Genomic DNA, 24,761 nt, shown 5'->3' with positions numbered 1-24,761 from the left:
CCGGGGGGGCCCCCGCGGGGGCCCCCCCGGGGGGGGCCCGCCCCCCCCCCCCCCCCCCCCCCCCCCCCCGGGGGGGGGCGCGCGGGGGCCCCCCCCCCCCCGCGCCCCCCCCGCCCTCGGTCGTTGTGCGTTGACAGCATCTGCGGTGCAGTCAGCGGTCCCGCCCTCCGCAAGCAGGAGAGGGTCGTCAGCGCGCCAAGGAATCGACGCTATCCGAGATAGGGAGTGTCACGGCCTTCGAGGTGATGCTTGAGGCGGAGTCGAACGGTGTCATGGATGGGGATGTGAGGGAATTCGGCAGGGTCGATGAAGCGGACGTCCGTCGACTCGTCGCTGATGCTGATCGTGCCGCCGATGACGTGGGCGCGGTAGGTGACCGTGAATTCCTGGCGGACTTCGCCGTCGGGGTAGGCGATGACGTGCGCAGGGTCGCTGTAGATGCCCAGCAGACCGGTGACCTCGACGTCCAGGCCGGTCTCCTCCCGTACCTCGCGGACGACGCACTGTTGCAGGGTTTCGCCGATGTTCATTGCGCCGCCGGGTAGGGACCAGTTGCCGGAGTCGCTACGCCGCTGGAGCAGCACGCGGCCGTACTGGTCGGTGACGACGGCGGCGGCGGCGGGGACGAGACTGTTGGCGACCGGTGCTTGCGGGTCGTGGTAATAGTCGCGCCGGCCGGTCACCGGGCTTCCCTCGGGTAGGCGGTGGTGGTCTGCCATACCTGCTCGAACTGGTCGGCGTGGGCGGCGAAGATGCCGTGCGGCGAGAGTTCGCGCAGGTGCAGGGCGGGGTGTTGGTAACCGCGTGCGCGGTACAGGTGCGGGGTAACGATCATCTGGTGGTCGAACCGGAACACCGAGTTGTACAGATGCACGGCGTGCAGGCCGATCTCCACACCGGGCACGTCGTGGAGGGGTGCGCAGAAGTTGAGGGCGTTGCGGATCCGGCCAGGTAGTGTGCCCCCGATCTGTTCGAGGGCGTCGCGTTCGGCGACGTGCGGGCAGTCGGGATCGGCGAACGCGAGCCGGACCTGAGCGCCGTCCGCAGCCTTGTCGGAGATGAGCTGCATCGTGTTGGGCAGCAACTCAAGCAGAAACGGGTAGGCGTAGCCGAGCAGGTCGATCCGAGTGGTCGCGCCGGTGAGCAGCGCGGCCCAGACATGGTGCGGGATGTCGGCGCGGTGGGCGTAGGCGGCGACGACCTCGGCGGTGGCCTCCGCGCCGGGCGCCTGGTCGGGACGGGTCTGGGGCCAGAGGTCTGCTTCGGTCTCGCCGAGGGCGTCGGCGACGGCGAGCCGGGTGCGCTGGTGCGGGACGCGGCCGGCGAGCCACCGGGTGACGGTCTTGACATCGACACCGACAGCCGTGGCAAGAGCGGCCGAGTCGAGGTGGGCGCGGAGCATGGCCGCGCGGAGGCGGTGACTCATACCGCCCCACGGTAGTGGACACGTCGGGACGCATCAGGGGCGTGGAAGTGTCCGGCATGGTGTCTATCGGGACGTTGGGGTGCCGTGGGCCGGCTCTTAGGTTCAGCGGCAGTGCCTCGCCGGTCCGCTTGCGGCAGATTCGCCGGGCTGGCGAGCGCCAGGGGGAAGGGGTCCTCGACTCCCCCGGAGGGCCTCTTCCCCCTCTCCAAACTATCCAGGAGGGTGGTGGGACTGTTGTCTGCGCATCAGCCGGTACGGCCGCAGTGGACCTGCACGGTGTGCGGAGCACCGTGGCCGTGCAGAACCAGGAAACGGCAGCTCATCGAGGAGTTCGCCGGCGCGCGGATATCGCTGCTGCTGTATCTGTCCGCCTACCTGGTACAGGCGTGCGCCGACCTGCCGCTTACACCGTCCGGGCTGTTGCACTCGCGGTTTCTCGCCTGGCCGCGCTCACCGGCCCTGCGCGACGAGCCGCCGCAGTGACGTCAGCCCTTCTCCAGGTACTCCGCGCGGTCCTCGTCCACCAGCGCGGCCACCGACGCGGCCAGGGCCGGATTGCCTGTCAGCTCCGGGTCGTCCCCGATCAGGCTGATGGCCTCGGCGCGGGCGTCGCGGATCAGGTCGGCGTCGCGTCGCAGGGACAGCAGCCGCAGGTGCGAGCGGTGCCCGGACTGGGTGGCCCCGAGCACGTCGCCTTCGCGACGCTGTTCGAGGTCCAGTTCGGCGAGCTTGAAACCGTCGCTGGTGGAGGCCACCGCGTCCAGCCGCTCCCGCGCCGACGAGCCCTCGGCCGCCTCGCTGACCAGCAGGCAGAGCCCGGCGGCCGCGCCCCGGCCGACGCGGCCCCGGAGCTGGTGCAGTTGCGAGACGCCGAAGCGGTCGGCGTCCAGCACGATCATCACCGTGGCGTTCGGCACGTCCACGCCGACCTCGATCACCGTGGTCGCCACCAGCACGTCCAGGTCGCCGGCCGCGAAGGAGCGCATCACCGCGTCCTTCTCGTCGGCGGGCAGCCGACCGTGCAGCACCCCGATCCGCAGCCCGTGCAGCGGTCCCTCGGCCAGCAGCGGCGCCACCTCGGTCACCGCCAGCGGAGGCCGCCGGCCGTTGTCGTCCTCGGGCGGCGGCTCCTCGTCGGACACCGGGCCGTCCCCGATGCGCGGGCACACCACGTACGCCTGGTGGCCGGCGGCCACCTCCTCGCGCAGCCGACGCCAGGCCCGGTCGAGGAAGGCCGGCTTCTCGGCGGCCGGGACCACGTGCGAGGCGATCGGCGACCGTCCCCGGGGCAGCTGGGAGAGGGTGGACACCTCCAGGTCGCCGTAGACGGTCATCGCCACCGTTCGCGGGATCGGCGTCGCCGTCATCACCAGCGTGTGCGGCGGCTGGTCGGCCTTGGCGCGCAGCGCGTCGCGCTGCTCCACCCCGAAGCGGTGCTGTTCGTCGACCACCACGAGACCCAGGTCGGCGAAGTCGACGCCCTCGTAGAGCAGCGCGTGGGTGCCCAGCACGATGCCGGCGGCACCGCTGGCCACCTCACCGAGCGCCCGGCGACGGGCCGCCGCGCCCAGCGAGCCGGTGACCAGCTCGACCCGGGTGGCGTGGTCGGCGGAGTCCAGCTCACCGGCCCGGCCCAGCGGCCCGAGCAGGTCGAGCATGCCGCGGTAGTGCTGCGCGGCCAGGACCTCGGTGGGGGCCAGCAGCGCGGCCTGCCCGCCCGCGTCGACCACCTGGAGCATGGCCCGCAGGGCCACCACCGTCTTGCCCGAGCCCACCTCGCCCTGCAGGAGGCGGTGCATCGGGTGCGCGGCGGCCAGGTCCTCGGCGATCTCCGCGCCCACCTCGCGCTGGCCGGCGGTCAGCTCGTACGGCAGCCGGGCGTCGAACGCGTCCAGCAGCCCATCGACGCGCGGCGGCCGGGGCCGGGCCGGCCAGTCGGCGGCCCGGTGCTTGCGCTGCACCAGCGTCAACTGGACGGCGAACGCCTCGTCCCACTTGAGCCGCCGTCGCGCCCGGTGCAGGGCCTCCTTCGTGGACGGTCGGTGGATCTCGCGCAGCGCCGCGCCCAGGTCGACGAGGTTGCGGCTGGCCCGGACGGCGGCCGGCAGCGGGTCGTCCGGCGGGGTGAACGTGTCCAGGACGACCCGTACACAGCGGGCGATGACCCAGGTCGGTACGGCAGCGGCGGCCGGGTACACGGGGATCAGCGCGCCCGCGAACTCCTCGATCTCGTCGTTGACCGCCGCCTCACCCTCGCCGCCCTCGCCGAGCAGGACGTACTCCGGGCCGTTGAGCTGCCGTTTGCCCCGGAACTCGGTGACCTTGCCGGCGAACAGCCCCCACCGGCCGGGCCGCAGCTCCCGTTCGCGCCACGCCTGGTTGCCGAAGAACGTCAGCGTCAGAACACCGCCGGAGCCGTCGCCGACGGTCACCTCGAGCAGGTTGCCCCGACGTTGCCGCATCGGCCGTACGGCGGTGCGTTGCACCTGGGCCAGTACGGTGACCTGCTCGCCGACGTCCAGCGACCGGATGTCGGTGTGCTCGCCCCGCTCGTCGTAGCGGCGCGGGAAGTGGTAGATGAGGTCGCCCGCCGTGTGCAGGTCGAGCTGGGAGGCCAGCGCCTTCGCCGTCTTGTCGCCGACGAGCTTCTTCAGCGGCGTGTCCACCGTGGCCGGCTCACTCATTCGACCCCCACCAGGAGCGGATAGAACGGCTGACCGCCCGGGTACGCCTGCACCTCGACGAACGGCCAGCGTCGCGCGACGTGCGCGCGGACGGCATCGGTGAGCCCGGCGGGGGCGTCCACCCCGGCGAGCAGGGTGACCAGCTCCCCGCCACCGCCGAGCATCCGGTCGACGACGGCGGCGCAGGTGTCGGTGAGGTCGGTGCCGATCAGGTGCACCTCGCCCTCGACCAGCGCCAGCACGTCACCGGGGCGGCAGGGGCCGGCGACCGTGAGCGCCTCGCGGCTGGCGTGGCAGACCTCGGCGTAGCGGCACGCGCCGGCCGCCTCGGCCATCGCGATCACGTCGTCCTCGAACCGGCGGGTGCCGTCGCGGACCGCGAGGGCCGCGAGCGCCTGCACCGGTGAACGGGTCGGCACCACGCTCACCTTGACGCCGTGCCGGTGCGCCTCGCGGGCCGCCGCGCTGGCGACCGCCCCCGTGTTCGGATCGTTCGGCAGGACGACCACCCGGGCCGCCCCGGTGCCGCGCACCGCGGCCAGCAGGTCACCGATGGACGGGTTGCCGCGCACCACCGTCGCGCCCTCGGCGGCGAACAGCTCGGCGATCCCGGCGCCGGTGGCCACCACCACGGCGGCCCGGCCGTCCTCGGTCGGACCGCCGGACGGCTCCGGCTGATCGGCGAAGCGGGTCACCGAGATCCGGTACGGGCGGCCGGCGGCGATCCCCGCCTCGACCGCCGCGCCGACGTCGTTGACGTGGACGTGGACGGTCCAGGTGCCGTCCGGCTCGCGGCCGTCACCAACGACGACCAGCGAGTCGCCCAGCGCGTCCAGGGTGCGGCGCAGCGCGGCCACCGCGTCGGCGGGTGCGTCGAGCAGGTACTGCACCTCGTAGGCGTACTCCTCGGAACCGGTCTCGCGCGCGACGGTGGCCGCCGGACGGGCGGTGCGCGGCGGCGGCGCGGGTGGGGTGGCGCTCTCCCCGGTGAGGACCTCGACCAGGGCGTCGAGCAGGACACACAGCCCGCGCCCGCCGGCGTCGACGACGCCCGCGCGGGCCAGGGCCGGCAGTTGCTCGGGGGTACGGGCCAGGGCCTCGGCCGCCCACCGCGCCGCGTCCCGGGCCACCACCGCCAGGTCGTCGCTGCCCGCCTGCTCGGCCCCGGTGGCCGCGGCGGCGACGACGGTGAGCAGGGTGCCTTCGACGGGACGGCCGACCGCGGTGTACGCGGCGGTGGTCGCCGCCCGCAGCGCGGCGGCCAGGGCCCGCCCACGCACCGCCGGCACGCCGACGACCGCGTCGGCGAACCCGCGCAGGATCTGCGAGAGGATGACGCCCGAGTTGCCCCGCGCGCCCAGCAGCGCGCCCTGCGCCATCAGCCGCAGCGCGTGCCCGTGGGCGGTCGGGCCGCTGTCGGGCAGGGTGTCCAGGTCCATCGACAGGGCCTGCTGCGCCGAGGTGAGGGTGAGCACCAGGTTGGTGCCGGTGTCGCCGTCGGGCACCGGGTAGACGTTGAGCTGGTCGATCTCGCCCTGGTGACGCTTGAGCGCGACCAGCCCGCTCGCGCACCAGCGGCGGACCGTGGCGGCGTCGAGGGTGTCCAGCACGGGCAGAAGCCTACTGGCGCGCGCCGACACACGTCGGACTCGTCCGGCGTGTCCGGTTGCGCCGACGCCCGACGGGCCCCCACCCTCCCGGCCCGCACGAGCGGGATCAGCCCGCCAGGTACAGTTGCCGCCGGAACCACCCCCGTCACCCGGCGGGCCGGCCACCAGCCACTGAGCGGTGGGGCGGCTGCTCCGCGGGTCAGGGCGGTTGGTCACCTCGGCGGGGCATCGGGTAGGCTGACGCGGTTGCCCGGGCAGCACCTGCCGGCGACCTCATGAACGTTTCAATCCCAGGAGTATCCCGTGGCTAGCGTGTGCGACGTCTGTGGCAAGGGACCGGGCTTCGGCCACAACGTGCCCTGGTCCAAGAAGAAGACCAACCGCCGCTGGAACCCGAACATCCAGTCGGTGCGCACCCCGGCCGGTGGTGGCAACACCAAGAAGCTGCAGGTCTGCACCTCGTGCATCAAGGCCGGCAAGGTCACCCGCGCCTGACGCGGCAGCACCAACTCTTCTCGTTCGGCTCAGCCGGCGGGCCCTGCGGCCCGCCGGCTCTGTCGTGTCCGCACCCGGCTTGACGCCGGCCGCTCAGAGCGTGCGGCCGAAGGAGACGCAGCCCTCCGCGTCCTGGTAGAACCCGAAGTTGGGAATCCGGTCATAACCGGCGGACGCGTACATGGCGATCGCCTCGGGCTGCTTGTCCCCGCACTCCAGGACCATCCGCTTGCGGCCGTGCTCCCGGGCCGAGCGCTCGACGGCCGCGAGGACCGTCCGCGCCACGCCGCGTCCACGCGCGGTCGGGGCGGTGTACATCCGCTTCAGCTCGGCGGTGTCCGTGCCGTGGCTGCGCCAGCCGCCGCAGCCGACCGGCTCACCGGCCAGGTAGGCGACGAGGAACGCGCCGTCCGGCGGCTCGAACTCGCTCGCCGCCACCGGGGTGTCGTCGCCGGTGCCCCCGTACCGGGTGGCCAGGTCAGCCAACGCGGCCTTGATCAATTGTTGCGCCACCGGCGCGTCGAACCGCACCAGCCGAATCTCGATCTCACTCACGGTATCCAGGGTACGGCCGCCACATCGCCTCAGCGGAAGTGGTCCCAGCCCCGGGGCCCGTCGTAGGCACCGCCGTCGACCGTCACCCCGACACCGTCCGTCACCGTGCCGATGGGCCGCCACTGCGGCGGCAACGCCACCGTCGCAGGGAAGGTCGCGGCCAGCGCGTGGTCCTCGCCGCCCGCCAGGATCCAGGTGTACGCGTCGACGCCGAGCGCCTGCGCGGCATCCGCCATCTGCCGGGGCACCTCGAAGGCGTCGCGGCGCACGTCGATCGCCACACCGCTGGCGCGCGCCACGTGCCCCAGGTCGGCGAGGAGCCCGTCCGAGACGTCGATCATCGAGGTCGCGCCGAGCTGGGCGGCCTGCGGCCCGGCCGGGTAGGGGACGTTCGGTCGCCGGTACGCCTCGACCAGCAGCCGGGGAGTGCGGAAGCCGCGGCTGAGCACGGTCAGCCCGGCCGCCGCGTACCCGATGCGGCCCGCCAGGGCCAGCACGTCGCCGGGACGGGCGCCGGAGCGCACCACGGGCGCCCGGCCACCGAGGTCGCCCAGCGCGGTGACCGCGATGGTCAGGGTGGGGCTCGACGACATGTCCCCGCCCACCACGCTCGCGCCGACCGTGGCGGCCTCCGCGGCCAACCCGTCGGCCAGGTCCTCCGCCCAGCTCGCCTGGAGGTCGGCGGGCATGCAGAGGGCGACCAGCAGTGCGGTCGGGACGGCGCCCATCGCCGCGACGTCGGCCAGGTTGGCGGCGGCGGCCCGGTGACCGACGTCGCGCGCCGACCCCCAGTCCCGCCGGAAGTGCCGCCCGTCGACGAGCACGTCCGTGCAGGCGACCACCCGGCCGTCCGGCGCGGCCACCACCGCCGCGTCGTCACCCGGACCGAGCACCGTCGTCGGGCCCATCGCCAGGCGGGCGGTGACCCGCCCGATCAGCCCGAACTCGCCGATCCCGGCCACGCTGGCGGCACTGCCGGCGTTCGACCCGTTCTGCCCGGCACCGCCGCGCTCGCTCACCGCTGCTCCTTGACGACCGATAGGGATCAGACCTGGTCCGTAAGGTAGTTTCACCCTTCGGGCCGCCTTCGGGCGGCGACGGACGGAGGTCGAGTCGTGGTACAGGCGTACATCCTCATCCAGACCGAGGTCGGCCGCGCACGGGACGTGGCGGGTCTCATCGCGGACATCGCCGGCGTGGTACGCGTCGACGCCGTCACCGGGCCGTACGACGTGGTCGTCCTCACCGAGGCGAACACCGTCGACGAGCTCGGCAAACTCATCGTCAGCAAGGTGCAGATGGTGCCCGGCATCACCCGCACCCTCACGTGTTCGGTGGTGCGGCTGTAAGTGGACGAGATGACGACCCCCTCGGCGGTTCGGGACGACGGCGATCGGGAGCCGGCGGACACCTCGCCCGAGCCGGCTGAAGGTACCCACGCGGACGCCGATCCGGCCGCCGACGCGCCGGCCGGCCGGGACCGGACCGTCCGGGGAGCAGCCCTGCTCGCCACGGTGATCGCACTACCGGTCACGCTGCTGGTGGCCGTGCTGGCCTTTGCCAAACTCGCCCCGGAGACGCCGGCCGCCGCGCCGAGCCCGTCGGCGAGCACGACCCGGGCACAGTCCAGCGCGCCGGTCGAGATGGCCGCGCCGGCGCTGGCCGAGCGCCCGGCCACGGTCTGCCGGGCGCTGCTCTCCCAGCTCCCGCAGACCATCCGCGACCTGACCCAGCGTCCGGTCACGGCGGGCCCCGAGCAGAACGCCGCGTACGGCGACCCCGCGCTCACCGTGGCCTGCGGCGGCGCCGAGCCGACCATTCCGGCCACCGACGAGGTCTGGGTGGTCAACCGGGTCTGCTGGCACCCCGTCGAGGGGACCGACATGACGGTGCTCACCACCGTCGACCGGGAGACGCCGGTGACGGTCCGGATCCCGCGCTCCTACCCGCAGCCGTTGCAGTGGGCCGCCCCGATCTCCAGCGCCATCGTGGCGTCGGTGCCCTCGGGCGGCGCCGTCCCCGCCGGCTGCCAGGGCTGACGCACCGACGCGTGGCCCGTACGACGGGCCACGCGTCGAGGACGTCCTCGACTCAGTGCAGGCCGACGCCGCGCCGCTGGGCGGTACGGATCAGCCGGCTGACCAGCTTGGGGTACTCCAGGCCGGAGGCCGCCCACATCCGGGGGAACATCGACGTCGGGGTGAACCCGGGCATCGTGTTGATCTCGTTGAGGTAGACGTCCAGGTCCGGGGTGACGAAGAAGTCGGCCCGAGCCAGGCCGGCGCAGTCCAGCGCGGTGAACGCGCGGATCGCGTACTCCTGCACCTGGCGGGTCACCTTGTCGGGCAGGCCGGCCGGGATGTCGTACTCGCAGGAGTCGTCGAGGTACTTGGCCTCGAAGTCGTAGAAGTCGTGGTCGGCGACGACCCGCACCTCGGCCAACACGGACGCCTCGGGGGTGCCACCGGCCTCGCCCTCCAGCACACCGCACTCGATCTCGCGGCCGACGATCGCCGCCTCGATGATGACCTTGGGGTCGAACTGCCGGGCGGTGGCGACCGCCTCGTCGAGCTGCGCCCAGTCGGTCACCCGGGTGATGCCGAACGAGGAGCCCGCGCGGGACGGCTTCACGAAGACCGGCAGGCCGAGCCGCTTCTTGTCCTGCTCGCTTAGCGTCATCCCGTTGCGCAGCACCGCGTACGCGCCGACCGGGATGCCCTCGATGGCGCAGAGCTTCTTGGTGAACTCCTTGTCCATCGCGGCGGCGGAGGCGAAGACGTTCGCCCCCACGTAGGGGATGCCGGCCATCTCGAGCATGCCCTGGATGGTGCCGTCCTCGCCGTACGTGCCGTGCAGCACGGGGAAGACCACGTCCACGTCGGCCAGCGCCCGGGGCCCTTCAGTCGGGTCGAGCACCATCAGCCCGTTGCCGGTGGGATCGGCCCGTAGCACGATGTCCGCGCCGGACTCGGCGGTGATCTCCGGGAGCTGGCGGGCGTCGATGGCGAGCTGGGCAGGATCGCCACTGGTCAGCACCCACTGGCCGGCGCGGGTGATGCCGACCGGCACCACCTCGTACTCGTCGGGGTCGAGGGCGCCGAACACGCTGCCGGCGCTGACGCAGGAGATGCCGTGCTCCGGGCTGCGGCCGCCGAAGACGATCGCCACGCGGGTCTTGCCTGGGGTGGTCACTCCGGTCACCTCTTCGTACGCGGCTGCGGCTGGTCGTGCTCGCCGGTGGCGCTCACCCGGTTGACCTTACTGTGCGTGGCGATCAGGCGCGGCGATACCCGGCGAGCCACGACGCGACACGGCATTCGGTCAACAGAGCATATACGGTGTGTGACGGAATGGTGGGGTCGATCAGTCCCGGGAGTGCCGGCGACCGACCGCGATCACCTTGACCCGCTGCCGGCCGGCCCGGACCATGCCCAGCGCCATGAAGGCGCCGGCGATCCGGTCGGCTGCCTCCCTGCTGCTCGCGCCCACGACCTGGCGGCGACGCTCGGGGGCGACCCGCTCGTTGCGGTCGATGCCCTCGACGGGACGCACGTCGGTGAGCACGACCAGGAAGCGGGTCATCCCCGAACCCCGGGGCGCGGGGGCGGAGACTTCGGACCGGTACGCACGTCGTCCCCTTCCGGCGGTCGGGCACGGGCGGCACGCGGCGATCGGGTACGGGGGAGAAACCCGATCGCCGCGCGCCCTATCCCCTCCGGTCGCTCACCACCACCGTCGCCACGACAACCGGCGGTGAGGACGCGATAACAGATTGACACGTCTACAGCCATGAATGCAACTCTCATCGGCCATCTCTCATGTACCCGTTCCCATAAATGTGTGCGACCATCGATGCATGGCCCCCAAGACCGCCCGTGCCCGCCGACTCGGCATCGCCCTACGCCAGTTCCGGGAAGCCGCCGGGCTGACGCTGGAGTCCGCCGCAGACGAGATCAACAGCACCCGCAGCACCCTCTCGCGCTACGAGAACGCCCAGACGCTGATCAGCCCGGCCACCGTGCGCGCCCTGCTCACCTCGTACGGGGTGACGTCCGAGGAGGTGGCCGCCGCGGTGCAACTCGCCAAGGACGCGCGCAAACCGGGCTGGTGGGTGTCGTACTCGTACCTGCTCGACCCGCGCACCATCGACTTCATCGCCCTGGAGGCGGAGGCCACCGCGATCTCCAACTTCGAGCCGTCGGTGGTGCCCGGCCTGCTGCAGACCGCCGACTACATCCGCGGAGTGATGCGCGGCGGCCCGCACACCCTGGGCGACGAGCTGGTGGAGCAACGGGTCAAGATCCGGCTCGACCGCCAGCAGCGGCTCACCGCCGACACCCCACCCATCCTCGACGCGATCATCGACGAGGGCGCGCTGCTGCGCCCCGTCGGCGACGAGTCGGTGATGGAGGGCCAGCTGCGGCACCTCGTCAAGATGGCCGAGCTGCCGAACATCACCGTCCAGGTGATTCCCCTCTCCGCCGGCTACCACCGGGGCACCCGTGGCTCGCTGCACATCCTGGAGTTCGCCGATCCGGAGGACCCGATCATCGCGTCGGTGGAGACCGTCGCCGGTCAGATGATCCTCGACCGGGCGGGCGAGACGCGTACCTGCACCAAGATCATGGAGCATCTGCGCAGCGTGGCGCTCAGTCCGGCGGACAGCCGGGCGATGCTCCTGTCAGTCCTGAAGGGACGGTAGGAGACCGATGACACCGACGATCTCAGCGGCGTTGGCCACGGCGGCGTGGCGCAAGAGCAGCCGTAGCGGCGACGAGGGAGCCTGCGTGGAGGTGGCCGCGATCCCCCGACTGGTGGCCGTCCGCGACTCCAAGGACCCGGCCGGCCCGGCCCTGCTGTTCCCCCCGGCGGCCTGGGCCACCTTCGCCCAGGCCCCACCGCGCCGCTGACCACTCAGTAGGACCCGCGCCCCGCCGACCGGGCTGGACACAGCCCGGAACGCGGGGCGCGGCCAGGTGGGGGTCAGGCGACCAGCGGGCGGGGCTCCGGCGCGGCACGTACGGCCTCCAGGGCGGCGATCGCCACGCCACGGGCGCCGGCCATGTCGCGGTCCGGCACGAGCGCGAAGGTGGCGACGGCGGCCTGCTCCGCGCGGAGCACGGTGTGCTCGCGGACCGTCGCCAGGAACCAGTCCCGGAATGCCGGCGCGGCCTCCACCACACCGCCACCAACGAAGTACGCGTGCGGGTCGGTGAAGTTGGCCGCCAGGGTGAACAGGCGGCCCAGCGCCATCGCCTGCTGGGTGAAGAGGTCCCGGGCCAGCGCGTCACCCCGCTCGCCGTAGCCCCGCACGAGCTTCGCCGCCCGTGCCACCGGCTCGGCCGCGAGGGGGTGGTCGGGATACCGGGCCAGCCAGTACGGCAGCAGGTTGCGCTCGATGCCGGTCAGCGACGCGATGCTCTCGACATCGCCGGTGAAGCCGCAGGCGCAGGTCGGCTCCGACTGCTCCGCGCCGAGCAGGCCGCCCAGCGGGATGTGCACGTGACCCAACTCGCCGGCCATGCCGGCTGCGCCGGCGATCACCCGGCCGCTCTCGACCACCCCGCCGCCGAGGCCCGTGCCGACGATCGCCGAGACCGACGACCGGGTCATCGCCTCGTCACCGAAGTACACGTGGTGGGCGTAGAGCGCGGCCGCGTTGCCGTCGTTGTGGTAGATCACCGGCAGGCCCAGCCGACGCTCCAACGCGCCTCGGACGTCGAAGCCACGCCAGGCCGGCTGCGAGAAGTTGGTCGAGCCGCGCGACGAGATGACGCCGGTCGCGCTCGCGGGTCCGGGGGTGTCGAGCCCGACCGCCCGGACCAGCTCGCGCGGAACAGCGGTCTGCGCCAGCGCCCCGTCCAGCGCCCGCGCCAGCGCCTCGATCGCCGCCTCCGGGCCGGCCTGCACCTCGCTGGGGATCTCCAGCAGGCCGTCGACCAGGAAGCGGCCGTCCACCGTCAGCACGGTGGCGTTGTTGCTGGTGCCGCCGTTGTCCAGGCCGACGACCACCGGCACCCCTGCGCTGCCCACCGCAACCGCCTCCCGCCCTCATGAGTGTGAGCCGAGGCTAGTGCCAACCCCGCTCCCCCGCCACGTCACTCCCCCTCCCGACCCCGGATCCCCGCGATCTTGCACTTTCTGTGGCGACAAAGGGCACGTATAGCCACATCTCGACCACCGGAAGTGCAAGATCGCGGGGAGCAGGCGAGCGGGCACGCGGGGGAGTGGGCGAGCGGGGGAGTGGGCGAGGGGGGTCAGCGGGGGCGGCGGGCTGTTATCGCTGTCGCGTCGCGGTCTTCGTCGTGGTGGACGGCGGGGGTCAGGCCGGCTGCCTGGAGGGCCGCGCACAGCGCGTCCACCTGCGTCTCGCCGGCCTCGACCACCAGGTGACCGCCCGGGGCCAGCCAGGTCGCCGCCTCGACGCCCACCCGGCGCAGCACGGCCAGCCCGTCCGGCCCGCCGTCGAGCGCCACCGGGGCCTCGTGCAGCCGCGCCTCCGGCGGCATCAGGGCCACCGCGTCGGTCGGCACGTACGGCGCGTTGGCGACCACCAGATCGAGTCGCCCCCGCCAGCGCTGGGGCAGCGGGGCGAGCAGGTCACCCTCGTACACCTCGGCGGCCAGCCCGGCGAGGTTGCGCCGGGCGCACGCCACCGCCACCGGGTCGATGTCGGCGGCGGCCAGCCAGCGCGGCGCGAGCCGGTGCGCCAGCGCGACGGCGGCAGCCCCGGAGCCGCAGCAGAGGTCGACCACGGCCGGGGCGGGACCGGTCAGCTCGACCGCCACCTCGACCAGCAGGGCCGTCCGGCCGCGCGGCACGAAGACGCCCGGGTCGACGCCGATCCGGAGGCCGCAGAACTCCGCCCAGCCGAGCACGTACTCCAGCGGCTCACCGGCCACCCGGCGGTCGGTCAGCTCGGCCAGTGCCACCGGATCGTCGGTGGCGGCGAGCAGCAGCTCGGCCTCGTCCTCGGCGTACACACAGCCGGCGGCGCGCAGCCGACCCACCAGGGCCGACCGGTCGATCGGCGGTGACTTCACTCAGGCCCCCGCGCTGGCGTCCAGCGCGGCGGCGATGTCGGCCACCAGATCGGCCGTGTCCTCGGCTCCGCAGGAGAGCCGGACGAAACCGGGCGCGGTGTCGTCGCCCCACTGGGCCCGTCGGTCCGCCGTGGTGTGCAATCCGCCGAAGGAGGTGGCAGCCGCCACCAGCCGGGCGGCCTCGATGAAGCGGGCGACCCGATCGGCGTCGCCCAGGTCGAACGACAGCACCCCGGGCATCCGGCGCATCTGCGTCGAGGCCACCGCATAGGCGGGGTCGTCCGGCAGCCCCGGCCAGCGCAGCCCGGTCACGTCCGGACGGGCCGCCAGCAGGTCGGCGACGGCGGCGGCGTTCGCGCTCTGCCGGGCCAGCCGCAGGTCGAGGGTCGCCAGCGACCGGTGGGCCAGCCAGGCGTCGAACGCGCCCGGCACCGAACCGGTGCTGGTACGCCAGAGCGTCACCGCCTCCACCACCTCGGCGGACCGGCTGGCCAGGTAGCCGAGCAGCAGGTCGGAGTGGCCGGTGAGCGCCTTCGTGCCGGAGGCCACCACCAGGTCGGCGCCGAGGTCCAGTGGACGCTGCCCGAGCGGGGTGGCCGTGGTGTTGTCGACCGCGAGCAGGGCGCCGGCGGCGTGCGCCCGCTCCGCCAGGGCGGCCACGTCGACCACGTCCAGGCCCGGGTTGGCGGGGGTCTCCACCAACACCAGCCGGACGCCCTCGAACGACGGGTACGGGCCGACGGTCGGCACGAAGAGCACCCGTACGCCGATCGTCTCCAGCACGGCGGTGGCGAACGCCCGCACCGGGAAGTACCCGTCGGAGGGCAGCACCACCGTGTCCCCCGGGCGCAGCAGGGTGAACAGCGCGCCGGTGATGGCGGCCTGCCCGCTGGCGAAGACGCGGCAGTCCCCGCCCTCCAACTCACCCACCGCGGCTTCCAGCAGCCGCCGGGTCGGGTTGTCCGGGCGGCCGTAGCCGTTCGGCGACGCGTCCGGCCCCTGCCGCGGGTCGAGGTGGTACGGCGCGGCGAACACCGGCCCCGGCAGGAACGGGTCACCCGGTGCCGGCTCCGGCAGGCCGGCGCGGACACAGCGGGTACCGTCTCCCCACTCGCTCATCAGGTCCTCACTCGTACGACTCGGGCTTGGCGGTGCGGCTCATCAGCGCCTGGACGGCGAGGCGCGGGTCCATCCCCTCGTGGCAGATCCGTTCGACGTGCTCGGTGATCGGCATCTCGACGCCGTGCGCCCGCGCCAGGTCGCGGATCGCGAGGCAGCTCTTGACTCCCTCGGCGGTCTGTCGCGTGGCGGCCTGGGCCTGTTCCAGGGTCTCGCCCCGGCCCAGGTGCTCGCCGAAGGTGCGGTTGCGGGCCAGCGGGGACGAGCAGGAGGCGACGAGGTCGCCCATGCCCGCCAGGCCGGCGAAGGTGATCGGGTCCGCGCCGAGCGCCACGCCCAGGCGGGCCGTCTCGGCCAGCCCTCGGGTCATCAGCATGGCCCGGGTGTTGTCGCCGAAGCCCATCGCCGTGGCGATGCCGTAGGACAGCGCGATCACGTTCTTGACCGCGCCGCCCAGCTCGCAGCCGATCACGTCGTCGTTGGTGTACGGGCGCAGGTACGGCGTCCGGATCGACGACTGCACGAGCGTGGCCCGGTCGGCGTTCGTGCCGGCCACCACCGTGGCGGCCGGCTGCTCGGCGGCGATCTCCGGGGCCAGATTCGGGCCGGAGACGACCACCACCCGGTCCGCGGCCACCCCGGCGGTCTCCACGATGACCTCACTCATCCGCCTGGTGGTGCCGAGTTCGATGCCCTTCATCAGCGACACGAGCGTCGAGTCCGGGTGCAGGTGCCGGGCCCACTCGGCGAGGTTGCCGCGCAGGGTCTGCGACGGCACGGAGAGCACCACCACCTCGGCGCCGGTGATCGCCTCGGCGGCGTCGGTGGTGGCGGTGACCCGGGCCGGCAGCAGCAGGTCCGGCAGGTACTCGGGGTTGCGACGCTCGGTACGGATGCTCTCGGCAACGGGGGCCCGGCGGGCCCACACCGTCACGTCCCGGCCCGCGTCGGCCAGGATCTTGGCGAAGGCGGTGCCCCAGGAGCCGGCACCGAGCACCGCGACGTGGCCGCTCATGCCGCTTCGCCCTCAGGCCGCTCAACCGACCGGCGGGCCGGCCGTTCCCACAGGGGTGGCGGGGTCCCGCCCCGGATCTCGGCGAGCATGTCCCGCAGCCGCAGCATGATGGCGTCCGTCATCTCTTCGAGGGTTTCCCGGGTCGGCGGCGCGTCCGCCCAGCGGCTGAGGTCGACCGGGGCGCCGGCGACCACGGTCACCGGGATCCGGGGGCGCGGGTTGAGCCGGCTGGTACGCGGGTCGAAGATCCGCTCCGGCCCCCACATCACCACCGGCACCACGGGCGCGCCGGTGGCCAGCGCCAGCCGGGCGGCACCGGTCTTGGCCTTCATCGGCCACAGCTCCGGCTGCCGGGTGGTGGTGCCCTCCGGGTAGATCACGACCGCACCGCCCTCGTCGAGCGCGGCGACCAGCGCGTCCAGCGAGCGGACCGCCTCGACGCTGCCCCGCTCGACCGGGATCTGCCGGCAGCGGTGCAGGATCCAGCCGACCACCGGCACCCGGAACACGCTGGCCTTGCCCAGGAACTGTGGCCACCGGCCGGAGTCGTAGACGAAGTGCGCGGAGACCAACGGGTCGGCGTGCGAGATGTGGTTCGGCACGATGATCACACCGCCGTCACCGGCGAGGTGTTCCTGGCCGCGCCAGGTCCGCCGGGTCCAGACGGTCATCACCGGCTTGACCAGCCCCACGGCGAACCGTTGCCAGAACCCCAGCCTCCGCCGTGCCACTGTGCCTCCTCGTCGCGCCCCGACCACACGCGCGCGCCCCACCCGCGACACCCGCAGCGGAAATCATGCCTGCTCGCCCCCGGTACGGCCAGCGAGGGTCCCGTCGTCCGGCTGGCAGGATTGCGGACGTGAGTCAGCCGAGGTGGGCCGTCGTGGTGCCGGTGAAGCGTCTGACCGAAGCCAAGAGCCGGCTGCGGGGCGCGCTGCCCGGCGTACCCCATGAGGAGCTGGCGCTGGCGCTGGCGGCCGACACCCTGCGCGCGGTGCTGGCCTGCCCGGCGGTCGCCGAGGCCCTGGTGGTGACCGACGACCACCGGGTGGCGCGGGCGGCGCGGGCCCTCGGCGCGCGCACCCTCGCCGACCTGCCGGACGCCGGCCTGAACGCGGCGTTCGGGCACGGCGCGGCACAGACCGAGGCGCGGTGGGTGACCGGACTCACCGCCGACCTGCCGGCGCTGCGCCCGCAGGACCTGGCCGCCGCGTTGCTCGCGGCGCTGCGCGGGGCCGAGGGGGTACGCCGGTTCGTCGCGGACGCGCCCGGTACGGGGACCGTGCTGCTCACCGCCCCGCCGGGCGTCGACCTCGATCCGCGGTTCGGGATCGACTCGGCGGCGGCGCACGAGGCGAGCGGAGCGCTGCCGCTGACCGGCGACTGGCCGAGTCTGCGACGTGACGTGGACACCGCGGACGACCTGGCCGAGGCCGCCCGCCTGGGTCTGGGACCGCGCACGGCCGCGCTGCTCGCCACGGTCCGCCCGGCGCGCGCCACGAGCTGAGGGTGCCGGCCGCGCCGCACCGGGGTGACCCCGCCGGTGTACGGTGCCAGCATGCAGGGCACGGTGGCCAGCTACGACGCGGCGACGCGCAGCGGCGTCCTGCTGCTCGACGACGGCACCGAGCTGCGCTTTCCCGCCCGGGCGTTCGACGCCTCCGGCCTGCGGCTGCTCCGGCTCGGCCAGCGGGTCCGCATCGACACCGATCCCGACGGCGAGGTCGTCCGGGTGACATTGCCGACGATGAACTGAGCTGGCAGGGCCAAGTTCATTTTGCGTTAACTCGAATCGGGTGATTATGAGCGGGTGAGCACCCCTCGCGAGCACCCGGTCACCCCGCCCGCCACCGACCCCCGCAACGGCGCCCGCATCCGCGGCACCGACGGCCGTTTCCGCCCGTCCCGGGCCGAACGGGCCGGCGCCGCCCGCGCCGACACGCTCGCCGACGACCCGGGGGGCGCCTCCTCCGGGCTGGACGAGGTCCTCGACCCCGCCGTCACGACCACCGAGACGGACGGCCCGGCGGCCGGTGGGGTCCAGCCGGGGTCGCCATCCGCCGGGGACGACGAGCAGGCACCGACCCCTCCCCCGCTGCCGGAGGACCGCTTCCTCAACCGTGAGCTGTCCTGGCTCGACTTCAACGCGCGGGTGCTCGCCCTCGCCGAGGACCAGAGCACTCCCCTGCTGGAGCGGGCCAAGTTCCTGGCGATCTTCGCGAGCAACCTGGACGAGTTCTACATGGTGCGGATCGCCGGTCTGAAGCGGCGGCTCTCCGCTGGCCTGCCGGTACGCGGCGGCGACCGCCTCCCGCTGCGCACGCAGCTCGAACTGATCGCCGAACGGACCGCCGAGCTGGGCGCCCGGCACGCGGCCTGCTTCGTCGACGACGTGCTGCCCAAGCTGGCCGACGAGGGCATCCGCATCCTGCGCTGGGGCGATCTGGGCGACGGCGAACGGGAGCGGCTGCGCACCTACTTCCGGGAGCACATCTTTCCGGTGCTGACCCCGCTCGCGGTGGACCCGGCGCACCCGTTCCCGTACATCTCGGGACGGTCGCTGAACCTGGCGGTGGCCGTCCGCGACCCGGACGGCGGCTCCGAGCTGTTCGCGCGGGTGAAGGTGCCCAACAACGTCCCGCGGTTCGTACGCGTCGACCGGGACCAGCCGGGCGTACGGATGCTGCCGGTCGAGGACCTCATCTCGGTGCACCTGGGTCAGCTCTTCAGCGGCATGCAGGTGGTCGAGTGCCACCTGTTCCGGGTGACCCGTAACGCCGAGGTGGAGGTCGACGAGGACCGCGACGAGGACCTGCTCCAGGCGCTGGAACGGGAGTTGGCCCGCCGCCGGTTCGGTCCGCCGGTGCGGCTGGAGGTCGCCGCGTCCATCTCCGACCACATGCTGGAACTGCTCGTCCGCGAGTTGGACATGGACGACCAGGACGTACTTCGGGTGCCCGGCCTGCTGGACCTGTCCGCGCTCTGGCAGGTGTACGGCGAGGCCGATCGCCCGGACCTGAAGGACCCGCCGTTCGTACCGGCCACGCACCCCCGGCTCACCGAGGGCGAGGTGCCGCGCAGCGTCTTCTCCACCCTGCGCGACGGGGACATCCTGGTGCACCACCCCTACCACTCGTTCGCGACGAGCGTGCAGCGATTCATCGAGCAGGCCGCCGCCGACCCGAACGTGCTCGCCATCAAGCAGACGCTCTACCGGACCAGCGGTGACTCGCCGATCGTGGACGCGCTCGTGGACGCGGCCGCCGCCGGCAAGCAGGTGGTGGTGCTGGTCGAGGTGAAGGCCCGCTTCGACGAGGTGGCCAACATCGGCTGGGCCCGGACCCTGGAACGCGCCGGCTGTCACGTGGTGTACGGGCTGGTGGGGCTCAAGACGCACTGCAAGACCGCGTTGGTGGTCCGGCAGGAGGGCAACCAGATCCGCCGGTACTGCCACATCGGCACCGGCAACTACCACCCGAAGACCGCGCGGCTGTACGAGGACTTCGGCATGCTCACCGCCGATCCGGAGATCGGGGCGGACCTCACCGACCTGTTCAACGTGCTGACCGGCTACAGCCGGCAGACCGCGTACCGGCGGCTGCTGGTCGCCCCCCAGGGCATCCGCAGCGGACTGATCGAACGGATCGAGCGGGAGATCGCGCACGTCCGCCTCGGCATGCCCGGCCTGGTCCAGTTCAAGGTCAACTCACTGGTCGACGAGGGCGTGACCGACGCGCTGTACCGGGCCTCCCAGGCCGGCGTCCACGTCGACCTGCTCATCCGGGGTATGTGCACGCTGCGTCCGGGAGTGCCGGGGCTGTCGGAGAACATCCGGGTCCGCTCGATCCTGGGCCGGTTCCTGGAGCACTCCCGCATCTTCCGCTTCGGCAACAACGGCGAGGCCGAGTTCTGGATGGGCTCGGCGGACCTGATGCACCGCAACCTGGACCGGCGGGTGGAGGCGCTGGTGCAGGTGAGCGACCCGATCGCCCGAGCCGAGTTGGACCACGTGCTGACCGCCGCGATGAGCCCGGACGTCGACGCGTTCGAGCTGGCCGGCGACGGCACCTGGACCCGGCGCGCCGGCGGCGACGAGACGTCCCGCGTCCATCTCCAGGAACTGTTGCTGCGCCGCGTCGGTGGCACGGCCGGCTGAGCGATCACCGCCTAGGCTGAGCTGATGGTCGAGGAGGAGCAGAAGTACGAGGTGGACGACACCTTCGTGATACCCGACCTGTCCGCCATCGCACCGGTCGGCGGCCGGGTCCGGGCGCTGCCGCCGGTGACGCTCGTCGCCCGCTACCTCGACACGGTCGACCTGCGGCTGGCCCGCGCCGGGGCGTCCCTTCGCCACCGTGACGGGGACGAGCCGCCGTGGACGGTGAAGCTGCCCACCGGCACGCCCGGCGTCCGGCACGAGATCTCCCGTCCCGGCCCGGCCGGTCAGCCGCCGCCGGAGCTGGTCGAGCTGGTCACCGCCCTGCACCGGGGTACGCCCCTGGCACCGGTCACGGTGGTGCGTACCGTCCGGCACGCCCACGAGGTGCGCGCCGGGGACGGCACGGTGCTCGCCGAGGTGGTGGACGACCGGGTGAGTGTCCTCGACGACGCCGGCGCCACCACGGGTGAGTTCCGCGAGGTGGAGGTCGAGCGCAAGGCCGGCGACCGCGACCTGCTGGGCCGCATCGGCGCGGTGCTGCGCGACGCCGGGGCGCGGGCCGGCTCGTTCACCCCGAAGCACGTACGGGCGCTGGGGGCGGCGGCACAGGCCGAACCGGACCTGGTCGCACCGGGCGAGCTGACCGACGACCCGAGCGCCGGGGAGGTGGTCACCGAGGCGGTCCGCAAGGAGGTACGCCGGCTGCTGGCGCACGATCCCCTCGTCCGGCTGCACACCTCCACCGGCGACGGCGACAGCGCCGTACACCAGATGCGGGTGGCCTGCCGACGGCTGCGCAGCGACCTGCGGACCTTCCGTCCACTCGTACGTCGGAGCTGGGCCCGTCCCCTGCGCGACGAGCTGCGCTGGCTGGCCGGGGTGCTCGGCGGGGCGCGCGACGCCGAGGTGCTGCGCGAGCGGCTGCGGCGCACCGCGACCGCCGACCCGCTCAGCCCACTCGACGCGGACGCGGTGGACCGGCTCGACGACGCGCTCGCGCAGCGGCAGCGGCAGGCGCTCGCCGCCATCGACGAGGCGCTGCGCTCCCCGCGCTACCTGGCCCTGTTGGACGCCCTCGTGCTGGCCGCCCGCGCGCCCCGGCTCACCCGGCGGGCGGCCACCCCGGCGGCCCGGACGCTACCGAAGCTGGTGGCCCGACCATGGCGGCAGCTCACCGGCCCGGACGGCGTCGACGGGCTCGACCCGCTCGCGCCCGACGACCGCTGGCACGCCGTCCGCAAGCAGGGCAAACAGGCCCGGTACGCGGTCACCGCCGTCCTCCCGGCGGTCGGCCGGGACGCACGGCGGCTGGCCCGCGCGCTGGCTCGCGTTCAGGACGTGCTCGGTGAGCACCAGGACGCCGCGGTGGCCGCCGAGACCTGGCTCGCCCTCGCCGCCCAGCGTCCCGGCGACCACGAGATCGCGGTCACCGCCGGGCGGCTGGCCGAGCGGGAACGCGACACGGTCCGTCGGATGCGGGCCCGGTTCCCCGACGCGTGGCACCGGGCGACCCGGCGACGGCGGACCAGATGGCTGCCGTGACGGGCATCCGGGCCGCCGGCGGGGTCTGCTGGCGACCGACCGACGACGGCGTACGGGTCTGCGTGGTGCACCGCCCGCGCTACGGGGACTGGACGCTGCCCAAGGGCAAGCTGGAACCGGGCGAACACCCGCTCGTCGCGGCGGTCCGCGAGGTGGCCGAGGAGGCCGACGTGCGGGGCGTACCGCAGGTGCGACTGCCGTCGGTGCGCTACCGCAGCGAAGGACAGGCCAAACTGGTCGACTACTGGTCGATGCTCGCCGTCGCCGAGGGGGGTTTCCAGCCGGGCACCGAGGTCGACGACATCCGGTGGTTGACCGTCGACGACGCGATCCGGCTGGTCAGCTACCCGCACGACGCCGAGGTGCTGGCCGCGTTCGCGGAGCTGCCGTCGGTGACCGCGACGATCGCGCTGGTCCGGCACGGGCACGCGGGCAAGCGGGCCACGTGGACCGGCCCGGACACCGCCCGGCCGCTCGACGACGAGGGGTGGGCCCAGGCGTACGCTCTGGCGCCGCTGATCGCCGTGGTCCGGCCGGCCCGGCTGCTGTCGGCGTCGGCACGCCGCTGCGTGCAGACCCTGGACCCGGCCGCCGCGCTGCTCGACCTGCCCATCGAGGTCTGCGGCGACCTGGACGAGCCGCATCCCGGCCAGCAGCAGGACGAGCGGGTGCTGGCGACCGCCGCGCGGGTGCTGGAGTTGGCCTGCGCCGGCGGGCAGGTGACGGTGTGCAGCCAGGGCAAGGTGCTACCCGGCGCGTTGGAGCGGCTGACCGGCCGCGCCGACGAGGACTTCACCACCCCGAAGGGCGGCGGTTGGCTGCTCGCCTTCGTCGGCGATCGACTGCTCGCCACCGATCGCCTCTGACGCCTGGGCGCTGATCCGTACCGGTCAACCGACACACCGGCCACCGCGGCATCGCCGGCCCGACGCACCGGCTCAGCGCGGCCTCGCCGGCACGGCGCACCGGGTCAGGACGGCATCGTCGGCCCGACGCACCGGCTCAGCGCGGCGGCAGCGTGACGGTCACCGCCACCGGCAGGTGGTCGCTGGCCTCGCCACGCGGCGCGACCGGGTCCGCCGCCGTCAAACCGGGTGAGACGAAGACATGGTCGATCTGCTGCCGGGGGTCGTCGGCGGGGCTGGTCGCCAGCGGCCGGGCGGCCGCCAACGCGTCCACCAGACCCGCCCCCGTGAACTGGCCGAACGCCTCGTCACCCGGCTCGGTGTTCAGGTCGCCGGCCACGACGAGCGGGCGGCCCGCCGCGTACCGGATGGCGAAGTCGGCGACCGCACGGGCCTGGACCACCGGTCCCCGGCCGGGCGGCGGCTGGAGGTGGGTGCTCACCACGGCGGTACGCACCTCGTCGCCGAGGTCGAGGGTCACGGCGAGCGCCTGCGCGCCGGTCGGCGCCCCGACGGCCGACAACGGCAGGGACTCCGGCGCGGTCACCGGCCAGCGGCTGAGCACCGCGTCACCCCACACCGGGTCGGCGGCCGGCCCGAAGACGTACGGCATGCCGAGCCGATCGGACAGCAGGTCCAGCGTGTCGTGGCCGCCGTTGAGCAGCCAGCCCCGGTCCACCTCGCTGAGCAGCACGACGTCCGGTCGCTGCCGGTCGATCGCGGTGGCCAGTCCGGCCAGGTCGAACCGGCCGTCCAGGCCGAAGCCCATCCGGATGTTGTACGCCACCACCCGCAACCGCTCCGGCGGGCCCTCCCGGTTGCTGGCAACCGGAAGCTCCTCGTTGACCAGCGGCGCGAGCAGGGCCAGCACGGTCACCACGGCCGTGGTCGGCAGGGGCGACAACGGTCCGGGGAGCCGGCGGCGGAGGGGACGGGCCGTCACCGCCACCACGGCGACCACCGCGGCCACCACCACCGGCACGGCGGCGTTGGGGTAGCCGAGGTCGTAGGCGGAGTAGTAGCCGATCGAACCGACCACGAAGACGAGCATGCCGGCGGCCAGCGCGTACCCCCGGCGGGCCGCCGCCCGCGGTCCATCGCCCGCCTCGTCCGCCCGTACCCGGTCGGGGCCGGCGTTGTCGGCCCGGCCCGCGCTGTCGGCCCGGCCCGCGCTGTCGGCCCGGCCCGCGCTGTCGGCCCGGCCCGCGTTGTCGGTCCGGCCCGCGCTGTCGATCCGGCCCGCGCTGTCGATCCGGCCCGCGCTGTCGATCCGGCCCGCGCTGTCGGTGAGGGCCAGGCAGGCGCCGAGGCCGACGGCGCTGAGCAGCATGGCCGCGACCAGCAGATCGCCACGGTCGAGAGCGAACAGCACCGCGCCCGCCAGCAGGGCCACCGGACCCAGCGGGCGGGTCCACGGCCGGGTCGAGCCGGCCAGCGCGGCCAGCAGGAAACCGGCGACCGCGACCGGCACCGGCGCCAGGCCGAACAGCGGCGAACGGGCGACGGCCCCATCCGCTTGCAGGTACGACATCCCGGCCTGTGCCAGAGCCGGCGCGAGGGCCACCATGCCGGACAGCAGCAGCGTCGGCCCGAACAGCAGCCACGCTCGGGCCCCGCCGGGGCCGGGCGGCGCGGCGGGCAGGGCGGCGTCGAGCAGGAACAGCGCCACCGCGACGACGCTGAGCAGCCAGGCCGCCCAGCCGCCGCGCCAGACGAGGTCGTAGGTGTCCAGCAGCGCGTGACCAACGGCGTTGACCGCCAGCCCGAGCGCCAGCCCCGGCACCGGGCGGTCGGTGCCGGCGGCGACGCCGACCAGCCACACCAGCCCGGCCATCAGGCCCACGGTGGCCAACCAGAGCTGCGGGCGGCCACCAGGGGTCGCGGTGAGCGCGAGCCGGGCCACGGCCAGCACGACGGCCGCGGCGACGGTCACCGGGCGGGTACCGAGCCGACGGACCAGTGCCGGCGCGGCCAACGCCAGGACGAACCAGCCGAGCGCGAACGCGCCCATCAGCTCGGCCGGAGTGGAAGCGGCCTGCCCGAAGATGGTGATGATGCCGGGTAACCAGACGCGCAGCACGTCGATGAGCAGGATGACGCCCAGCGCGAGCGATGAGGTGGTGAGCTGGCGGTAGCGCACCGGCGCCCCACTTCCCGTCGACGGACCGGCTCGAAAGGGGGGAGCCGGCACGGCGATTCTGCGCGTAC

25 protein-coding genes are annotated in these 24,761 nt (G+C 73.8%); 11 read left to right on the top strand and 14 right to left on the bottom strand.

Features of this window, described 5'->3' with window-relative positions; genetic code table 11:
* Positions 1–209 precede the first annotated feature (209 nt).
* Both ACIBTX_RS26040 and ACIBTX_RS26035 read right to left on the bottom strand, forming a co-directional pair.
* Complete coding sequence (locus ACIBTX_RS26040) at positions 210–683, bottom strand: NUDIX domain-containing protein (RefSeq protein WP_357131132.1); 474 nt, start codon at positions 681–683, stop codon at positions 210–212.
* Positions 680–1,402 (bottom strand): XRE family transcriptional regulator, encoded by a 723-nt coding sequence (locus ACIBTX_RS26035; RefSeq protein ID WP_357131267.1) that lies wholly within the window; start codon positions 1,400–1,402, stop codon positions 680–682. The genes ACIBTX_RS26040 and ACIBTX_RS26035 overlap by 4 nt, the downstream gene beginning before the upstream one ends.
* A 249-nt stretch (positions 1,403–1,651) precedes the next feature.
* Here ACIBTX_RS26035 and ACIBTX_RS26030 point away from each other — a divergent pair, with 249 nt between their 5' ends.
* Entirely contained in the window at positions 1,652–1,909 is a 258-nt protein-coding gene (locus ACIBTX_RS26030; protein WP_363661332.1) for a flavin reductase, read from the top strand.
* Positions 1,910–1,911: 2 nt separating this feature from the next.
* Here ACIBTX_RS26030 and recG read toward each other — a convergent pair whose 3' ends face one another.
* Together recG and ACIBTX_RS26020 are read right to left on the bottom strand one after the other, a co-directional pair.
* The gene (recG, locus tag ACIBTX_RS26025) at positions 1,912–4,110 is read right to left on the bottom strand and encodes an ATP-dependent DNA helicase RecG (RefSeq protein WP_396833114.1); all 2,199 of its coding nucleotides are present in this window, start codon (positions 4,108–4,110) and stop codon (positions 1,912–1,914) included.
* Positions 4,107–5,720 (bottom strand): DAK2 domain-containing protein, encoded by a 1,614-nt coding sequence (locus ACIBTX_RS26020; protein ID WP_396833113.1) that lies wholly within the window; start codon positions 5,718–5,720, stop codon positions 4,107–4,109. Before ACIBTX_RS26020 ends, recG begins: the two co-directional genes overlap by 4 nt.
* A gap of 303 nt (positions 5,721–6,023) precedes the next feature.
* Here ACIBTX_RS26020 and rpmB point away from each other — a divergent pair, with 303 nt between their 5' ends.
* Positions 6,024–6,215 carry a 50S ribosomal protein L28 gene (rpmB, locus tag ACIBTX_RS26015; RefSeq protein WP_091671657.1) on the top strand — a complete coding sequence of 64 codons (192 nt, stop codon included), beginning with the start codon at positions 6,024–6,026 and terminating at the stop codon, positions 6,213–6,215.
* A gap of 93 nt (positions 6,216–6,308) precedes the next feature.
* On the opposite strand, the gene ACIBTX_RS26010 is transcribed toward rpmB, so the two are convergent.
* Both ACIBTX_RS26010 and ACIBTX_RS26005 read right to left on the bottom strand, forming a co-directional pair.
* Entirely contained in the window at positions 6,309–6,770 is a 462-nt protein-coding gene (locus ACIBTX_RS26010) for a GNAT family N-acetyltransferase (protein WP_357173250.1), read from the bottom strand.
* A gap of 29 nt (positions 6,771–6,799) precedes the next feature.
* Positions 6,800–7,732 (bottom strand): thiamine-phosphate kinase, encoded by a 933-nt coding sequence (locus ACIBTX_RS26005; protein ID WP_396833117.1) that lies wholly within the window; start codon positions 7,730–7,732, stop codon positions 6,800–6,802.
* A 153-nt stretch (positions 7,733–7,885) separates the two neighbouring features.
* Between ACIBTX_RS26005 and ACIBTX_RS26000 the strand changes: the two genes are divergently transcribed.
* A complete protein-coding gene (locus ACIBTX_RS26000; protein ID WP_007456453.1) occupies positions 7,886–8,119 on the top strand; it encodes an Lrp/AsnC ligand binding domain-containing protein in 234 nt (77 codons plus the stop codon).
* The gene (locus ACIBTX_RS25995) at positions 8,120–8,809 is read left to right on the top strand and encodes a DUF3515 family protein (RefSeq protein WP_396833112.1); all 690 of its coding nucleotides are present in this window, start codon (positions 8,120–8,122) and stop codon (positions 8,807–8,809) included. It abuts the gene before it with no gap.
* A gap of 52 nt (positions 8,810–8,861) precedes the next feature.
* On the opposite strand, the gene ACIBTX_RS25990 is transcribed toward ACIBTX_RS25995, so the two are convergent.
* The gene (locus tag ACIBTX_RS25990) at positions 8,862–9,962 is read right to left on the bottom strand and encodes a D-alanine--D-alanine ligase family protein (protein WP_396833111.1); all 1,101 of its coding nucleotides are present in this window, start codon (positions 9,960–9,962) and stop codon (positions 8,862–8,864) included.
* Between the two features lie 171 nt (positions 9,963–10,133).
* On the bottom strand, positions 10,134–10,352 hold the full coding sequence (locus ACIBTX_RS25985) for a hypothetical protein (RefSeq protein ID WP_088946586.1): 219 nt from the start codon (positions 10,350–10,352) through the stop codon (positions 10,134–10,136).
* Between the two features lie 274 nt (positions 10,353–10,626).
* Between ACIBTX_RS25985 and ACIBTX_RS25980 the strand changes: the two genes are divergently transcribed.
* Both ACIBTX_RS25980 and ACIBTX_RS25975 read left to right on the top strand, forming a co-directional pair.
* A complete protein-coding gene (locus tag ACIBTX_RS25980) occupies positions 10,627–11,472 on the top strand; it encodes a helix-turn-helix transcriptional regulator (protein WP_357131152.1) in 846 nt (281 codons plus the stop codon).
* Between the two features lie 7 nt (positions 11,473–11,479).
* Positions 11,480–11,680: a DUF397 domain-containing protein gene (locus ACIBTX_RS25975; RefSeq protein ID WP_357131155.1), complete on the top strand. Its 201-nt coding sequence runs from the start codon at positions 11,480–11,482 to the stop codon at positions 11,678–11,680.
* 73 nt (positions 11,681–11,753) lie between these two features.
* Here the strand turns inward: ACIBTX_RS25975 and ACIBTX_RS25970 are convergent, their stop codons facing one another.
* The 5 genes from ACIBTX_RS25970 to ACIBTX_RS25950 all read right to left on the bottom strand — a co-directional run bounded on the left by ACIBTX_RS25970 (position 11,754) and on the right by ACIBTX_RS25950 (position 16,678).
* Positions 11,754–12,803: an ROK family protein gene (locus tag ACIBTX_RS25970; RefSeq protein ID WP_357131159.1), complete on the bottom strand. Its 1,050-nt coding sequence runs from the start codon at positions 12,801–12,803 to the stop codon at positions 11,754–11,756.
* Positions 12,804–13,027: 224 nt separating this feature from the next.
* Complete coding sequence (locus ACIBTX_RS25965; RefSeq protein ID WP_357392986.1) at positions 13,028–13,813, bottom strand: putative protein N(5)-glutamine methyltransferase; 786 nt, start codon at positions 13,811–13,813, stop codon at positions 13,028–13,030.
* The gene (locus ACIBTX_RS25960) at positions 13,814–14,932 is read right to left on the bottom strand and encodes a cystathionine gamma-lyase (protein WP_357392984.1); all 1,119 of its coding nucleotides are present in this window, start codon (positions 14,930–14,932) and stop codon (positions 13,814–13,816) included.
* Between the two features lie 7 nt (positions 14,933–14,939).
* Positions 14,940–15,947 (bottom strand): NAD(P)H-dependent glycerol-3-phosphate dehydrogenase, encoded by a 1,008-nt coding sequence (locus ACIBTX_RS25955; RefSeq protein WP_357131168.1) that lies wholly within the window; start codon positions 15,945–15,947, stop codon positions 14,940–14,942.
* Complete coding sequence (locus tag ACIBTX_RS25950) at positions 15,944–16,678, bottom strand: lysophospholipid acyltransferase family protein (protein WP_357392982.1); 735 nt, start codon at positions 16,676–16,678, stop codon at positions 15,944–15,946. Before ACIBTX_RS25950 ends, ACIBTX_RS25955 begins: the two co-directional genes overlap by 4 nt.
* 128 nt (positions 16,679–16,806) lie before the next feature.
* Between ACIBTX_RS25950 and cofC the strand changes: the two genes are divergently transcribed.
* Genes cofC through ACIBTX_RS25925 form a run of 5 tightly spaced genes read left to right on the top strand, consistent with a single transcriptional unit; the run spans position 16,807 to position 22,514 of the window.
* Positions 16,807–17,454, top strand: coding sequence for a 2-phospho-L-lactate guanylyltransferase (gene cofC / locus ACIBTX_RS25945; RefSeq protein ID WP_396833110.1), 648 nt, complete (start codon positions 16,807–16,809; stop codon positions 17,452–17,454).
* Positions 17,455–17,505: 51 nt separating this feature from the next.
* Entirely contained in the window at positions 17,506–17,703 is a 198-nt protein-coding gene (locus tag ACIBTX_RS25940) for a cold-shock protein (protein WP_007456426.1), read from the top strand.
* A 54-nt stretch (positions 17,704–17,757) separates the two neighbouring features.
* Positions 17,758–20,103: an RNA degradosome polyphosphate kinase gene (locus tag ACIBTX_RS25935; protein WP_396833109.1), complete on the top strand. Its 2,346-nt coding sequence runs from the start codon at positions 17,758–17,760 to the stop codon at positions 20,101–20,103.
* Between the two features lie 24 nt (positions 20,104–20,127).
* On the top strand, positions 20,128–21,648 hold the full coding sequence (locus ACIBTX_RS25930) for a CHAD domain-containing protein (protein WP_396833108.1): 1,521 nt from the start codon (positions 20,128–20,130) through the stop codon (positions 21,646–21,648).
* Positions 21,636–22,514, top strand: a complete 879-nt coding sequence (locus ACIBTX_RS25925) for an NUDIX domain-containing protein (protein ID WP_396833107.1) — start codon at positions 21,636–21,638, stop codon at positions 22,512–22,514. Before ACIBTX_RS25930 ends, ACIBTX_RS25925 begins: the two co-directional genes overlap by 13 nt.
* Positions 22,515–22,650: 136 nt before the next feature.
* Here the strand turns inward: ACIBTX_RS25925 and ACIBTX_RS25920 are convergent, their stop codons facing one another.
* On the bottom strand, positions 22,651–24,693 hold the full coding sequence (locus tag ACIBTX_RS25920; RefSeq protein ID WP_396833106.1) for an endonuclease/exonuclease/phosphatase family protein: 2,043 nt from the start codon (positions 24,691–24,693) through the stop codon (positions 22,651–22,653).
* Positions 24,694–24,761: the final 68 nt, after the last annotated feature.

The sequence above is a fragment of the Micromonospora sp. NPDC049359 genome (assembly GCF_044466585.1).
In the GTDB taxonomy this organism is placed as follows: domain Bacteria; phylum Actinomycetota; class Actinomycetes; order Mycobacteriales; family Micromonosporaceae; genus Micromonospora.
This window is presented reverse-complemented; position numbering and strand designations above follow the sequence as displayed.